The sequence below is a fragment of the Aquimarina discodermiae genome (assembly GCF_040786235.1).
Classification (GTDB): domain Bacteria; phylum Bacteroidota; class Bacteroidia; order Flavobacteriales; family Flavobacteriaceae; genus Aquimarina.
This window is the reverse complement of record NZ_JBFMKP010000013.1, coordinates 65,351-81,595: the sequence shown is the minus strand read 5'-3', so window position 1 is coordinate 81,595 and position 16,245 is coordinate 65,351. Positions and strand designations below refer to the sequence as shown.

At 34.4% G+C, this 16,245-nt stretch carries 9 protein-coding genes; 3 read left to right on the top strand and 6 right to left on the bottom strand.

Going from position 1 to position 16,245, the window contains the following annotated elements:
* The first annotated feature begins 48 nt into the window (after positions 1–48).
* Positions 49–3,867, top strand: a complete 3,819-nt coding sequence (locus ABW636_RS10015; RefSeq protein WP_367589837.1) for a S8 family serine peptidase — start codon at positions 49–51, stop codon at positions 3,865–3,867.
* 104 nt (positions 3,868–3,971) lie between these two features.
* Here ABW636_RS10015 and ABW636_RS10010 read toward each other — a convergent pair whose 3' ends face one another.
* The 5 genes from ABW636_RS10010 to ABW636_RS09990 form a co-directional block, all read right to left on the bottom strand.
* Positions 3,972–4,490, bottom strand: coding sequence for a DUF7935 family protein (locus ABW636_RS10010; RefSeq protein WP_367589836.1), 519 nt, complete (start codon positions 4,488–4,490; stop codon positions 3,972–3,974).
* 27 nt (positions 4,491–4,517) lie between these two features.
* Positions 4,518–6,086, bottom strand: coding sequence for an FMN-binding glutamate synthase family protein (locus ABW636_RS10005; protein ID WP_367589835.1), 1,569 nt, complete (start codon positions 6,084–6,086; stop codon positions 4,518–4,520).
* Between the two features lie 18 nt (positions 6,087–6,104).
* Complete coding sequence (locus ABW636_RS10000; protein WP_367589834.1) at positions 6,105–7,397, bottom strand: amidohydrolase; 1,293 nt, start codon at positions 7,395–7,397, stop codon at positions 6,105–6,107.
* Between the two features lie 202 nt (positions 7,398–7,599).
* Positions 7,600–10,248 carry an Ig-like domain-containing protein gene (locus ABW636_RS09995; RefSeq protein WP_367589833.1) on the bottom strand — a complete coding sequence of 883 codons (2,649 nt, stop codon included), beginning with the start codon at positions 10,246–10,248 and terminating at the stop codon, positions 7,600–7,602.
* Positions 10,249–10,463: 215 nt separating this feature from the next.
* Positions 10,464–10,751 carry a hypothetical protein gene (locus tag ABW636_RS09990; RefSeq protein WP_367589832.1) on the bottom strand — a complete coding sequence of 96 codons (288 nt, stop codon included), beginning with the start codon at positions 10,749–10,751 and terminating at the stop codon, positions 10,464–10,466.
* Positions 10,752–11,075: 324 nt separating this feature from the next.
* On the opposite strand from ABW636_RS09990, the gene ABW636_RS09985 reads away from it, so the two are divergent.
* Together ABW636_RS09985 and ABW636_RS09980 are read left to right on the top strand one after the other, a co-directional pair.
* Entirely contained in the window at positions 11,076–13,403 is a 2,328-nt protein-coding gene (locus tag ABW636_RS09985) for an ATP-dependent helicase (RefSeq protein ID WP_367589831.1), read from the top strand.
* Between the two features lie 18 nt (positions 13,404–13,421).
* The gene (locus tag ABW636_RS09980) at positions 13,422–14,042 is read left to right on the top strand and encodes an L-threonylcarbamoyladenylate synthase (RefSeq protein WP_367589830.1); all 621 of its coding nucleotides are present in this window, start codon (positions 13,422–13,424) and stop codon (positions 14,040–14,042) included.
* An 80-nt stretch (positions 14,043–14,122) separates the two neighbouring features.
* Here the strand turns inward: ABW636_RS09980 and ABW636_RS09975 are convergent, their stop codons facing one another.
* Positions 14,123–16,213, bottom strand: coding sequence for a DUF5723 family protein (locus ABW636_RS09975; protein WP_367589829.1), 2,091 nt, complete (start codon positions 16,211–16,213; stop codon positions 14,123–14,125).
* Positions 16,214–16,245 lie beyond the last annotated feature (32 nt).

Here is a 16,245-nt window from a genome sequence, read left to right as displayed (position 1 = left end):
CTAATTAAATACTAACCATACAAATTCATTCTTAAAACTATTTTAACCATGAAAAAAATGCAATCGATATTACCGATACTGGTAGTTTCCTTTATGCTGTTTTTAGCTAATAAAGGATATACTCAGCAAAACTCAAATAAGTTAGATCCCATTAAAGGAGTAGTGCAAGTAAAATTTAAACAAGATCGAACTACGAACCTACAAAGAATGCTTCTAAATCGATCTAATGGAAAAGGAAAACTAAACAGGTCGCAAAAACAGGATTACGTTGAAACTGGTTTTAGAGGAGTTGATCAACAAAATAGAAATTATAGGGTTACAACTATGAAAAGGGTGTTTAGACCTGCAGGTAAATTTGAAGAAAAACATATTGCTTTTGGATTGCATCTATGGTATGAAATAGAGTTTGATGAAAATCAGGATCTAAATCAGGTTATAGAAGCTTACAGAAAACTCGATGAAATAGAGAAGGCGAGTTATGTGTATAAAACGCACATAGGGGGTACAACAAAATCAACTCTTAAGCCAACAAACTTAAGAAAACACCAGAAAACATCGTCAAATAAGATGGACTTTTCTGGAGCTCCTAATGATCCCAGATATACTGATCAATGGCATTATAATAATACAGGACAAGAAGAAGGTATTGTTGGTAGTGATATAAAACTAGAGCAAGCCTGGAATATCGAAAAAGGAGATGCCAGAGTAATTGTAGCCGTAGGAGATGAATTAATAGATTCAACACATCCGGATTTAGAAGGAAACATGTGGGTGAATCCCGGAGAAATACCAGGAAACAATATCGATGATGATAACAATGGATATGTTGATGATATTCATGGTTATGATTTTGTAAATAATACCGGTACTTTGTCACCTACCTCAAGTCACGGTACTCATGTGGCAGGTACAATTGCGGCAGAGACAAATAATGGTATTGGCGTAGCAGGTGTTGCAGGAGGTTCGGGTAGTAATGACGGAGTACGACTTATGTCTTGTGGAATTATCGGGCCAGGGTCTAATGCAGAATATTTTGTATATGCTGCTGATAACGGAGCCGTAATATCCCAAAATAGTTGGAGTGGTGGCCCGTCCCAAAATGCAACACCAATAAAAGAGGCTATTGATTATTTTATTAACAATGCAGGAGGAGTAGGAAAAGCAATGAATGGAGGACTTGTGGTTTTTTCTATGGGAAATAATAATTCAGAATTTTTTGATTCTTATAAAGCATCTGAAAAAATACTTAGAGTAGTGGCTACAAATAATAAAGATGAAAGAGCTTCCTATTCTAATTATCATGTCGATGCAAGTATAGCTGCTCCTGGTGGTGAAGATCAATCTGGAGTTATTAGTACACTATTAAATGGCAACTATGGAGCTTTAAGAGGGACATCTATGGCAACTCCACATGTATCTGGTGTTGCAGCATTGATTGTATCCAAAGCATATGGTACTGTTAATGCAGATGAAGTAAGATCCATTTTAACAGGTACAACAGATTTTATAGATTATCGAAGTCCTTCTTATGCAGGCAAACTAGGTACTGGTAGGCTTAATGCGTATCAGGCATTACGAGTAGCAGAGAATAAAAATATACCAATTGCTGTAAGAGCATCAAATATCACAGAAAACTCAGCTCTAATTAAATGGGAATCATTAACACAACAAACGAGCTTTGATTTGCGCTATAAAAAGTCTTCGGAAACTTCATGGACAACTATTACTGTAACAGGCACTTCTAAACAGTTAACTAATTTAGAGGATGGAGAGTGGTATGACGTTCAGGTCAAGACTAATGGAGGGGCTGCATATTCTTTAACTACTACATTTATAACAAAACCATCTCTGTTTTCTGCACCGGTATTAGCTACCTCTACTATTGGCGAAACCAAATTAGATTTGAGTTGGAATAACGTAAAAGGTGCTGTTACCTTCGAGCTTAGATATAAAGTGAAAAACGAAAACACTTGGTTGTCTATAGAGGCAAATTTAGGAAGAACAATCACTTTAGAAGATTTGTATCCTAATACCAACTATGAAGTACAAATACGATCGGTAAATACAGGAATATATTCTTCATATTCATCATCGCTAGAGGTTCGTACCACTTTTACACCATGTGGAGAAGTTCAACCCTGGGAACCTCGTACCTATACCGGTAGTGGAACAAAAGTATCCTATGGAGGAAATATTTATTCGAACAGATGGCATGCAGAAAAAAATCATGTCCCTAGTAAACATAATGTTTGGTCTAAAATAGGTGTTTGTAACCCTGATGCTAATCAACCTCCAACGGTTACTATTACACAACCAACCAATGGTCAGGTAATAGAACAAGAAACATTATCTGCGATCACACTTTCTGCAAATGCAAATGATCCAGATGGTACCATAGCCAGTGTTCAATTTGAAGCAAATGGTGTAACCTTGACACAAGGTAATAACATTAGTTGGTTACCAACAGCTTTTGGTACTTATAGGATCAAGGTAACCGTTACCGATAATAGAGGAGCTACGGCTACGCATCAGGTTGATATCACTATTAGACAGGTTTCTAATAATCAGTCTCCAACAGTTAGTATTACACAACCTTCTAATGGCCAGATTATAGAGCAAGAGACACTATCTACGATCACGCTTTCAGCAAACGCAAATGATCCAGACGGTACAATAGCCAGTGTTCAGTTCGAAGCGAATGGTACAACCTTGACACAAGGTAATAACATTAGTTGGTTACCTACTGCTTTCGGAGATTATACTATTAAAGTTATGGTTACCGACGATAAAGGAGCTACTGCTACAGATCAGGTTAATATTACCATTAGACAAACTTCGAGTAATCAATCTCCTACGGTTAGTATTACACAACCTTCTAATGGCCAGGTTATAGAGCAGGAAACACTATCTGCGATCACGCTTTCAGCAAATGCAAACGATCCAGACGGTACCATAGTTAGTATTCAATTTGAAGCGAATAGTGTAATCTTAACATCAGGGAATAACATTAGTTGGCTACCTACTGCTTTCGGAACCTATACGATCAAGGTGATAGTTACCGATGATAAAGGAGCTACAGCTACAGATAAGGTAGATATAACCATTAGACAAAATTCGAGTAATCAGCCTCCCACGGTTAATATAACACAACCTACCAATGGCCAGGTTATAGAACAAGAGACACTATCTACAATCACGTTTTCAGCAAATGCAAACGATCCAGACGGTACTATTTCTAGTATTCAATTTGAAGTGAATGGTGTAACCTTAACATCAGGAAATAACATTAGTTGGTTACCTGCTGCTTTTGGAGACTATACAATTAGCGTAACTGTTGTTGATGATAAAGGAGCTACAGTTAGTGATCAAGTGAGTATTACAATAAGAGAGACTAATTCTGGAAATTGTAATGGAATAGCTCCCTGGGATCCAGGAAGAATTTACCCATCTACAGGAGGAGTGAAGGTATCTCATAATGGAAGTATCTATGAAAATAAATGGTGGACTCAAAATAATGAGCCAGGAACAGGAGGGCCATGGGGCCCCTGGAAACTTATTGGACCTTGTGGAAATGCAAATGTAAAAGCATATACCGATTTACTTTCTGGTGAAACAGATTCTTTTATCGTTGGAACTAAAGAGAACCATGTTGAGGTTTTATTTAACCAAAAACAAAAAGGGAGTTTCAAATTTTCTCTTTATAGCCTCGATGGAAAATATATTGATCAACTAACATCTGGTTATGTACCCAAAGGGCCTCATATATTGAATATGCCTACAGTAGGAGTGAGTAACGGTATTTATTTGATCAAATTAGAGCAAAATGGAGTATATCAATCCATCCAAAAAGTGATTATTAGAGAATAAATAGACAAGTATACTATGTTAAAAACCCCAAAAGCCTTCAAGGCCTTGGGGTTTTTATACTTTATAAGAGTTACTTTTCTTATAATACCTTTATACAAATACCATTATATGAATTCACTAATCTCTTCTTTTATAAAAGAAATAGCGGCATCACTAGGAGTACCTTTTTCTATAATTGCAGTAAGTATAGTCTCCCTCATTTTATCTACAGAGTCAATGTCTTCTTTTAATGACACTTTTCTAATAAGTCCAATAGTTGCATTTTTGGCCGCTTTAATGGTATTCCAACATTCTTCAGAAAGATAAATCTGTTGACTTAGGTTATGTTCAAACTCTTGATCTATAGTGCTCGTTAATAAAAATTCATATCCTTTTTTATCGTCGTTTACCGGAGTAGTTCTAATCAATAAATTACCAGGTGATATTCTTTCTAAATATAAAACCATACGTTCATATGCCTGTAGTTTTAACGGAAAAGATTGTTTTTGACTTTCTCTATGCAAAAGAAACCTTCTTCGTCTATCTTCATTCGAAGTATGTAACTTAAAAAAGTAAATAGCAAGTACAGTTATTAAAGTTGCAGGAAATAAGGATATCACCAAAGGTATGAATTCTATTTTCATTCTAAAATTGAATTTTCTTTTATAGTTTTATAATACTTTCTTATAATTTCCGCCAAGATACGTACAATCTTTTAGATCTTGGGCACAAGTATAGTCAACGGGAGTTTTTATATATTTAAAAGATTGCTCCAATGTTTTAGTAAGTTCCCCGTCATCTACATTAAGATCAATGTCTTGCATAGTAAACTGGCAAGGGTGTTCATAACCGGCGGCATGAGTGATCTCTATAAATTCTTTTCTAAAGGTTTTAAAATATTGCGCCAGTCGATCAGATTTTAGAGGGATATCAATTCCCTTTTGTAACCATTTACTTTGAGTTGCGATACCACTTGGACACTTATTGGTATGACAAATCTGTGCCTGAATACAACCAATACTCATCATAGCCTCTCTGGCTACATTGATACAATCAACACCCATTGCAAATGCCATGGCTGCCTTTGCCGGGAATCCTAATTTACCACTACCTATAAAAACAATCCTATCGGTAAGTTGATGTTCTTGAAAAATTTTATAGACAGCTGTAAAACCATATACCCAAGGCAATGAAACATGATCTGCAAAACTTGGAGGTGCTGCTCCTGTACCGCCTTCACCACCATCGATAGTTATAAAATCAGGCCCTCGATTGGTTTCTACCATAAGTTTGGCCAAAAGCTCCCATTGTTCTGTTTTACCAATGGCTGCTTTAATACCTACTGGTAATCCTGTTTCATGAGCAATATCTTCTATAAATTGTAATAATTCTGGAATGTCGCTAAAAGCAGTATGTGCAGAAGGGGATAAGACGTCTTTTCCAACTTTCACACCTCTAATTTTTGCTATTTCTGGTGTTATTTTTGCACCTGGTAAGACACCTCCTTTTCCGGGTTTTGCACCTTGAGATAATTTTATTTCTATTGCTCTAATAAAAGGATTTTTTGTAACCAATTCTTTCATTTTTTCCATAGAGAAATTTCCATCTTCTCCTCGAACACCAAAATAGCCAGTACCAAAATGAAAAATAACATCACCACCATTACTATGATATGGAGAAAGCCCGCCTTCTCCTGTATTATGGTATGCATATGCTTTTTGTACACCAATATTAAGTGATTCTATTGCACGTGCAGAAAGCGAACCATAACTCATGGCAGAAACGTTAATAATAGAAGCTGGTCGATATGGTTTTTTACGTTGATTATAAACGCCCATTACTTTTGCACAGGCAAGAAATGTTTTGTCATCCCTGTTTGGGTGCTTTTGATCCATTTTATACGGGATCATATTATTTTTTACAAAAATATGTTGATGTAGATAAATATCTCTATCTGTTCCAAAGCCTTCATAATTATTTTCATTTTTAGAAGATGCATATACCCAACCTCTTTCGATTCTGTTAAAAGGTAATTCCTCTCTATTATTTGCAACAAAATATTGTCTTATCTCGGGCCCAATACTTTCTAACAAATATCGTAAATGTCCTACTATAGGAAAGTTATGACTAATGGTATGCTTTCGGTTAAAAAACACATCTCTGATAGCGATCAGTACAAATAGAACTAACACCCATGCCCACCATGGTAATGCCGTTAAAAAATTAAGTATGTTTTCCATAAGATGTAGTACTAACTATTATTGTGCGTTGAGGTAATCAATTGTGAGTTGTGACATTACTTTAACTCCTAATAACAAACCACGTTCGTCAATATAAAAGTTGGGAGTGTGATGTGAGGGTGCAATTTTGGTATCTGGAGATTTTCCGCCAAGAAAAAAGTAAAATCCTGGAACTTTTTCCTGAAAATAGGAAAAATCTTCTCCTCCGGTAGATGCTTTTGTTAGAATTACGTTCTCTTTACCCGCAATTCCCTGTAGGGTTGGAAGCATTTTTTTGACCAATTCAGGGTCGTTATAAGTAATAGAAGTGTTATTTTGAAATGTTATAGAGGCTTTCCCTCCATATGCTTTGGCTATAGCGGGTACCATTTCATTCATTCGTTTAATAATCATGGCTTTCATGTCGGGGGCTAATGTACGAACCGTTCCTATCATTTCTGCACTATCAGGAATAATATTGAAACGAACTCCGCTGGTAATTTTTCCTACTGTAATTACTGCTGCTTCTTCTACCAGAGGAGATTCTCTACTTATAATCGTTTGTAATCCATCTATTATTTTTGCAGATATCAAGATAGGATCTACACCAGACCATGGTGCTGATCCATGAGTTTGCTTTCCTTGAACATTAATAACAAAGCGTTCTACGGCAGCCATAGTTCCTCCCGGTTTGTAACGAATTTTTCCTATATCTGTTCCAGAATTGATGTGCAATCCAAATATTGCATCTACATCAGGGTTTTTTAAAACACCTTCTTTTATCATTAGTTTAGCCCCGCCTTCTTCACCAGGAGGAGGGCCTTCTTCTGCAGGTTGAAATATAAATTTTACAGTACCTTTTATTATATTTTTATGTTGCGAAAGCACTTCTGCAACCCCCATAAGAATTGCTGTATGTGTATCATGCCCACAGGCATGACTTACACCTACTTCTGTATCTAAAAATGTAGTTCTAACGATAGATTTAAACGGTACCTCAGTTTTTTCGGTAACTGGTAGTGCATCAATATCAGCACGCAATGCAACAGTTTTTCCTTCTTTAGCTCCTTTTAAAATAGCAACAACACCTGTTTTTGCAACTTGTTCTGTTACTTCAAAACCAAGATTTTTAAGATGTTTAGCTATTTTTTTTGCAGTTTCGAACTCTCGATTTGATAGTTCTGGGTTTTGATGAAAATCTCGTCTCCATTCAATTACTTTTGATTCGACTTTTTCTGAAGAAGTTTTTATTTGAGGATCAATTTGTTGCGATACTCCAATCGTACATAGTAGCAAAAAAAAGGATAGAAAGATGTGTGTTTTAGTTCTCATACACTTGTTTTTATGATAGTGAGTTTGGGTATGTATATTTTTACTTTAAAATATATAAACAATATTTATAATTAGCAAACAGAAAAAATGATGTCAAACTATATGAAAGTTTTGATATAAAAATCCTCATAAATAAGCAATAACCATCTATTGTACCTAGCAGTATAATAGATGGTTATTACGTATTTCAGTAAATTACATACTATTTACGTATTACCTTTCCTAAAGGTTCATTATTTATTAATATAATATATAAACCTCTGGGTAGTGCAGACAAATCTATTTTTTGTTGCCCTATATTCAATATTGAAGGGTTTAGCATTTCCTGCCCTCTAAGATTCACAATGCTAATATTATGATCTTCAGCTGTAAGTCCATTAATGTATAGAAATTCTTCTGCAGCAACAACTGGGTTTGGATAATAAGAATGTAAGTCTATCCCCTCATTTAATATATCTGGAATGGTTTCTTCTACATCGAAAGAGTCAGATATACTGCTACATCCTCCTTCATTAAAAACTTCGACGTAATAATTTCCTTTTTCTGTTGGAGTATATGTAGATTGAACAGCATTCTCAATTTTTGTTTGATTATAATACCATTGATAAGAAGAGTAATCTTGAGAAACAGATAAGCTATTATCATTTTCATCCATCATTAGTATGGGGGATTCAGGAGCTTCTATAACATTTGCGGTTATTTCTGTTCTAGTAGCACTTTTACAATTGGGAACACTAGATTCTATATAATAAGTTGTCGAATTGATAAGGTTTGGTGTTGTAAAGGATGTTCCTTTATGAATACTTGTACCTCCTGTAGGTGTGGCAAACCAATCATACTCACTATTACCTGCTATTATAAGTGTACTGGATTGACCCATACAGATATTTTGATCAGAAACCGTAGGGAGTTGTGGATTTTCTGTAACCTTAATGTTTACAGGAGTTCTTGTACTTGTTGCACAACCATTAATGATCCCTTCTATATAATATGTAGTATTAGTAGTAAGTATAGGTGATTGATAGGTCGCACCAGAAGCAATACTTGTACCTCCTAACGGATCGGTATACCATTTATAATCACTATTACCTGTAACTTCTAACGTAGTAGAAGAACCAATACATATAGTTTGATCATTTATAACCGGTTGATTAGGAGTGGTAATAGTTATAAAGTTTACTTTTTCTCGTTTGTTATTACCAGAATTGTTTGTGGTAACTAGTGATACGCTATAGGTACCACTTGTATCATAGGTATGTGTGGGGTTTTCTTCTGTAGAAGTTTGACCATCTCCAAAATCCCACAAATACGAATTTACAATATTGGTGGATCTGTTTTCGAATATTACCTCTAAACAGTTTTGAGTAGCTGTAAAATCTGATAAAGGAGGCATTAAATTATCTCCAGGTGTATAACTTCCTGATATAGAGTAATTACCTAGGGAAGAATAATCAGAGTATCCTGTGGTTAAATTACCTTCGCCTACACCGTCGATCTCTATATAATATGTGCCTTCTGTTAAGTTTTTTGTGATAGAAGCGTTAAGTCCGTTTGGATCAGAAAAGGCTACTTCTTCACCCAATTCGTTCAAAATTCTGGCCTGAATATTTAAATTGGGATAATCTGGATTAGGTTGAAAAGAAAAAGAAACATCACCAGTTTCTATAGCGAAAGAAAAAATATCCTTATCATTTCTAGTAGAAATAAGTCCAAAATTTTGGTCTGCACTTACATTACCAGAATTAGCAACCTTTATAGGGGTAGCTTCAGCAATAGTATTACCATGATCATCTTCTTGAAAACCAACTCCATTTCTGTCATTGGCTATAATGGCAATATCATCTTCATCATTATTAGCATTGGGATATTCTCCAATACTCCAATGTCCCAAAGTTGTATTAGCACTCCAACCCATAATTGGACTCCATCGCCCATGTCCTGCATAATAGGTTTCTCCTGGTCTACCATCATGTCTTAATCCCATTGCATGACCTACTTCGTGAGATCCTGTTTCTCCAGCAGATCTAGTACCTAAATTATATACCCAACATGGTTCTTCTGTATGATTCCAAGAAAAAGAATTAAGATAAGCAACTCCACCAGAACCAGGAGCAGCGTCTTTGGTAGTTGTAAAAATACACATAATTCTACGGTTTCGAGGAGTGGCTTCAAAAATATCTCTTCTAGTAGTTACATTAATATTAAATGGACGAAAATCTTCGGCCATTATTTTCCATATTTCTGTAATCTTAGCATCCGAAAAATTAGGAGATTGTGCATCTATAGTTCCAGAATTTACCCAACTCGTATTCGTTACCAATTCTCCATCAAAATCAATGTAAATCACTCCTTCTGCTCCCGGTAAGCTTTCTAAGGCTACGGGGGGTCTAGATGCCAAGGTACTTTTAGACTTAATTTCAAATTCTTGAGTATCTACTCGCTCATAATATGTACAAACCAAAGTATTGATATCTACCTCTTGTAAAAACACTGCTCCATTATCCTTAGAAAATACTTCAAAGGCTTTTTTGGTATCATACAAAATAATACGTCCGTCTAATTTTTTATTGGTTTTGATAAAAGAAAAAGTAGATCTTTTTTCATTATTTACTCCACCAGTAATAACAAGACTATTAGAAGACTTTTTTATTGTATTTGTGGTAAAACTGTAGGATTGATTATTAGAAAGTTTAACCTTAGCAGGTTTACTTTTTTTTGGATGCATGATCTTATTAATAAAATTTTCCTGATTTTTTGCGATCAATACAGGTGATTTTAATTGTGCCTGCGTGCTGTAACTTAATATAATAGCAATTGCTAGGGTAAGAATCTGAGGTAATTTTGTTTTCATTTGGACTTGACTAAATCTTAATTAGGGTATGTATACAACTTGATATTACTAATTTTAGTACATATTTGTATGTTATATTTTTTATTTAAAATATAAAAAAAGACGTATTTAGAAGAGACTAAAATACGTCTTGTTCATTTCGTGAGCTTTAACAACTCACTTTAATTATATCTCTTGGCTAAGGAGATATGGTATTTATAAAAATTAAAAATGAATTAAGATATACTAATGATTCTTTTAAGCGGAATTATCATCGAACGCTTTAGAATAACTTCCTTATCAGTTATTCCCCATATCGTAGTTTCAACTTTTTTGAAACCATTATCATCTACAAAGACAATTCTTACTTTTTGATGTTCTAGATTACCTAAAGAGAGCGCTCTTTGTAACTTTAAAAAACGATCAATTTGATCTTTCTTATTCTCTAGGACATCTTTTTTAGGAAATTTTAAAAATTCTATTTGCTCTTTTTGTACCAATTGTACATTCATGTTAGGGGCCATAAATATGAGGTTAGGTTAATTAATAGATCAAATTACTTGAACTTAGACACTATAAATATAATGCGTTTTATCTTATTTTTGTGCATTTTATCTATATTTTTTACAAAAAAGATATTAACAATGTAGGAAATTGACTGTTGATTAATTGCTCTATTGCTTAAGTTTGATTGAGGTGTTTTTTCCCTGAATAGAATAGATTAAATATTAAACTAGGTATGATTTCTGTAAAAGTTATTGACTATAATATGTTTACAAAAAACCTTCAATAGGTTTCCATAACAGTCTATGTTTGCTTAAATTTCGACTTTTTAAATTCGATTACTTTTGGAAGAATATATTGCAGAGTTAAATGATGCACAACGGGCTCCGGTACTTCAAATAGATGGACCTATGATTGTGATTGCTGGTGCCGGTTCGGGAAAAACCAGAGTGCTTACATATCGTATAGCATATCTGATGCATAAAGGGATAGATTCTTTTAATATACTGTCTTTAACATTTACAAATAAGGCAGCTCGTGAGATGAAAAAAAGGATCGCTGATATTGTGGGTTCATCTGAAGCAAAAAATTTATGGATGGGTACATTTCATTCTATATTTGCAAAGATTCTTAGGTTTGAAGCTGATAAGTTAGGATACCCTTCTAATTTTACAATATATGATACACAGGATTCACAGCGATTAATTGCCTCTATCATTAAAGAAATGGGGCTTGATAAGGATATCTATAAGTACAAACAAGTATATTCTCGTATTTCATCTTACAAGAATAGCCTGATTACGGTAAAGGCATATTTTCAAAATTCTGAACTTGTAGAAGCAGATGCGATGGCAAAACGGCCACGTATGGGAGAGATTTATGAACATTATGTGGATCGATGTTTTAAAGCAGGAGCAATGGATTTTGATGACCTGTTACTAAAAACAAATGAGTTATTAAATCGTTTTCCAGAGGTTTTAGCCAAATATCAAAATAGATTTAAATATATATTGGTAGATGAGTATCAAGATACAAACCATTCACAGTACTTGATTGTAAGAGCGTTGTCTGATAAATTTCAAAATATTTGTGTGGTGGGAGATGATGCGCAAAGTATTTATGCTTTTCGAGGGGCAAATATCAATAATATTTTAAATTTCCAGAAAGATTATGATAACGTACAACAATATCGATTAGAGCAAAATTACAGGTCATCAAAGAATATCGTTGAAGCTGCAAACTCTATTATAGATAAAAACAAGACTAAGCTGGATAAAGTCGTTTGGACAGCCAATGATGATGGACCAAAAATAATGGTCAATCGATTAATTACTGATGCCGATGAAGGTAGATATGTTGCCAGTTCGATTTTTGAGAATCAAATGCAGCATCAATTGGATAATGGAAATTTTGCTGTTTTATATAGAACCAATGCACAATCACGTGCGATAGAAGATGCGTTACGAAAACGTGATATTAAGTACCGAATTTACGGAGGTTTGTCCTTTTATCAAAGAAAGGAAATAAAAGATGTATTGGCTTATTTGCGACTTATTGTAAATCCTAAAGATGAGGAAGCTTTAAAACGTGTCATTAACTATCCTGCAAGAGGAATTGGAGCGACTACTGTTGATAAATTAATGGTTGCAGCGAATCATTATGATCGTTCTGTTTTCGAAGTTATAGAAAACCTGGATCGTATTAACCTAAAAATTAATGGTGGTACCAAAACCAGATTAGAAAACTTTATCACTATGATTAAGAGTTTTCAAATTACTAATGATACGTCTGATGCATTTGTTTTGACAGAAATGGTTGCTAAAAAGACTGGATTACTTCAGGAACTTAAAAAAGATGGTACCCCCGAAGGAATAGCAAGAATAGAAAATATAGAAGAACTTTTAAACGGTATCAGAGATTTTGTTGAAGGACAAAAAGAGTTGGCCGATACCAGAGGGTCACTAGCAGAGTTTTTAGAGGATGTTGCACTGGCTACAGATCTTGATCAGGATACAGGAGATGATGATAGAGTTGCTTTAATGACGATTCACCTGGCAAAAGGGTTAGAATTTCCATATGTGTATATCGTGGGTATGGAAGAAGATCTTTTCCCTTCAGGAATGAGTATGAATACTAGAAGTGAACTTGAAGAAGAACGACGTTTGTTCTATGTAGCACTTACACGTGCAGAAAAACAAGCTTACCTTACTTATACACAATCTCGTTACAGATGGGGTAAACTTGTAGATGCCGAGCCTAGTAGATTTATAGAAGAAATTGATGAGAAATATATAGAATATATAACTCCAATAGAAAGTTATCGTTTTAAACCCCTGATCGATTCTGATATATTTGGTGAGGTTGATAAGAGTAAACTTAGACTTAAAAAGCCAATATCTGGATCGCCACCATTGGCCCATAAGCCTACAGAAGAGCAATTACAAAAGCTTAGAAAATTAAGGCCAATTACTAATGGGTCTGAAAACCAAAGTAGTAGCATCCTTTCTGAAGGAGATCTTAGCCCAGGAACAATGGTAGAACATATGAGATTTGGAATAGGAAAAGTACTCAGAATAGAAGGGGTAGGGCAGGACAAAAAAGCCGAAATTAATTTTGATAAAGGAGGAATTAAAAAATTATTACTTCGGTTTGCAAAACTAAAAATAGTATAGTATCCATAATATTTGAACATGGCCGAGTTTATAAAACTGTATGATAATAATCCAGATCCCAGAAAAGTACAACAAATCGTAGATTGTTTAAAAAGAGGAGGGGTGATTATCTATCCAACAGATACTGTATATGGATTAGGTTGTGATATTACTAATAATAGAGCTTTAGAGCGCATAGCAAAAATAAAAGGAGTAAAATTGGCCAAAGCTAATTTCTCGTTTATATGTAGAGACCTTAGTAATCTTTCTGATTATGTAAAACAAATAGATACAACTACTTTTAAACTATTAAAAAGAACGTTACCAGGAGCTTATACTTATATTTTACCTGGTAATAATAATCTACCTACCGTTTTTAAAAAAAAGAAAACGGTTGGTATTCGTGTTCCTGATAATGCGATTTGTATGGAGATAGTAGAAGGCTTAGGGAACCCTATTGTATCTAGTTCTATTCATGATGAAGATGAAGTTATAGAGTATACCACAGACCCCGAATTAATCCTCGAGAAATGGGGTAATTTGGTAGATATTGTAGTTGATGGTGGATATGGAGGTAATATTCCTTCGACCATTATTGATCTTACCAATGGAGAACCAGTATTACTAAGAGAGGGAAAAGGTCCTATAGATATTATTTAGAATTTAATAATTAATAAAAAAATAACCCCTGGGAATTTTTCTCAGGGGTTATTTTTTTATTAATTATCTGTAGTATATTATTACTTTACAAGATTAATTTCTACACGTCTGTTTTGAGCTCTTCCTGCTCTTGTTTTATTAGAGGTAATAGGTCTGTCTTCTCCATATCCAATAGCAGATAACCTAAATTGGTCAATACCGTTTTGAACTAGGTAATTTTTAACAGCGTTGGCTCTTGAGTCAGATAACCTTTGATTAAGACTATTACTACCAGCACTATCTGTATGACCTTCTATGGTGAATTTTGCTGTTACATATTCATTAAGAATACTAACTATGCTTTTCAGTACTTCATTTGATTCAGATTTAATAGAAGATTTTCCAGAATCAAAAAGAATTGTTTTTGCATATTCATTTAGAGTCTTCTGAACCTCTTCTGTAACTTCTGGTTCTTCTGGGCATCCATTGTTAGCAACCGTTCCTGCTTCATTAGGACAATTATCATCTTTATCAAATACTCCATCACCATCGGTATCTGGCCAAGGGCAACCATTATTACCTATTTCTCCAGCTTCATTTGGACATTGATCATCTTTATCTAAAATCGTATCACCATCGGTATCAGGCCATGGGCAACCATTGTTTTCGACTTCTCCTGCTTCATCCACACATTGATCGTCTTTGTCTAGTACTGTATCACCATCGGTATCTGGCCATGGGCAACCATAGTTTTCTTCTGGCCCTTTTGTATCGGGGCACTCATCAACTTTATCTAAAACACCATCTCCATCTTTGTCTTTGGGTCTTGATTGATATACTGGTACTTTAAGCCCTACATAGGCATCTGCTGCTTTAGATTCATCACTAACTAATACAGATATAATAGATCCTGATCCAACATATAAAGGTCCAACTCTTAGCCCAGCCCCCCATTGAAAACCACTATACTGCACAATACTTAAAGGAGAGTAAAAACTAAACCATTTACTTTCAAACCTTGGTGTTAAGGAAACCACATTGGCTATGCTACTGGTATTAACTTTTGTTTTTGATGTAAGGGCGATATCTGTATTTAGGTTTACATAAAATAGCTGATTAATATTCCAATCTGCATTTAGGTGTAATGCAGTTGGCAAAACAGCTTTGCTAGTTCCATCGGTAGCTATGGTAGTATAGAAATTACTAATATCATCAAGGTCTTCAATGCTTTCAAAACTATTTTCGTTTATTACATTATCAAAATTATAACGTTCCTCTACACCATCATCATATGATATTGATCCGATATCTGTTAATGACAATCCAAATTTTAATTTATATTTATTGACATCTTTTAAATCATATGTTTCTCCTTTACTATTGGTAAATTTATATTCTTCATGCTTAGGTCTCCATTCATAAGTAAAGCCTAAGTCAGCTCCAAAACCAGAAGCTCCTTTTACCAATTCTAGATTATCTTGATCTTCTTCAAGATTTTCACTGTATCCATAGGCAACTTCACCAGTGGTTGTAACAATTCCATTACCTGTAAATAAATTATTTGGACTAAAATCAATAGATAAATTTTCTCCTTGGGCATAGGCATTTCCAAGACCTTGTAAGTATTTGATGCTAATACCTCCTTTTAAGAAATGTTGATCTTTGTTCATCAATACACGTCCATACGATACACCAAATTCTGCCCAACCATGAACGTTGACTGCAGCATCTCCTTCATTAATAGAAAAACTACCATTAATACTAAGATCATCTTCAAATAACCTTTCTATAGATTCTCCATTGATATCATTAACAGCATAAAATGCTCTGACTCTTGTAAAAACGGCGATGCTGTTTTTGCTATTAATGTTAAACATAAACGATGGTCCCAGGATATCTACATTTCCTAGAATATTATTGCTTTCTAAAGCAAATGTTTTTGCATCATCTTCAAAATCGTAATCACTTTTAATAGCATCTCCAAATTTAGCGGCATAATAATCATTGGTAACAAAAGCACTGACACCTACTAGATTAATATCAGATTTAAATCTTGAATCAACAATATTTGCGGGATTACTTATAACGCTATGAACACCACTATAGTTATCGGTTAAAAATCCAATATAGGATTGAGCTTCTGCAGATAAAGCACCTACTAACAGAAGTAATAAGGTAAAATTTTTTTTCATTTTTTTTATTTAGGGTTTTATAGAGGAGTAAA

Coding starts and splice junctions, on each gene's coding strand:
- ABW636_RS09975 (WP_367589829.1), bottom strand. CDS start 16,213: ATGAAAAAAAATTTTACCTTATTACTTCTGTTAGTAGGTGCTTTATCT.
- ABW636_RS10005 (WP_367589835.1), bottom strand. CDS start 6,086: ATGGAAAACATACTTAATTTTTTAACGGCATTACCATGGTGGGCATGG.
- ABW636_RS09980 (WP_367589830.1), top strand. CDS start 13,422: ATGGCCGAGTTTATAAAACTGTATGATAATAATCCAGATCCCAGAAAA.
- ABW636_RS09995 (WP_367589833.1), bottom strand. CDS start 10,248: ATGAAAACAAAATTACCTCAGATTCTTACCCTAGCAATTGCTATTATA.
- ABW636_RS10010 (WP_367589836.1), bottom strand. CDS start 4,490: ATGAAAATAGAATTCATACCTTTGGTGATATCCTTATTTCCTGCAACT.
- ABW636_RS10015 (WP_367589837.1), top strand. CDS start 49: ATGAAAAAAATGCAATCGATATTACCGATACTGGTAGTTTCCTTTATG.
- ABW636_RS09990 (WP_367589832.1), bottom strand. CDS start 10,751: ATGGCCCCTAACATGAATGTACAATTGGTACAAAAAGAGCAAATAGAA.
- ABW636_RS10000 (WP_367589834.1), bottom strand. CDS start 7,397: ATGAGAACTAAAACACACATCTTTCTATCCTTTTTTTTGCTACTATGT.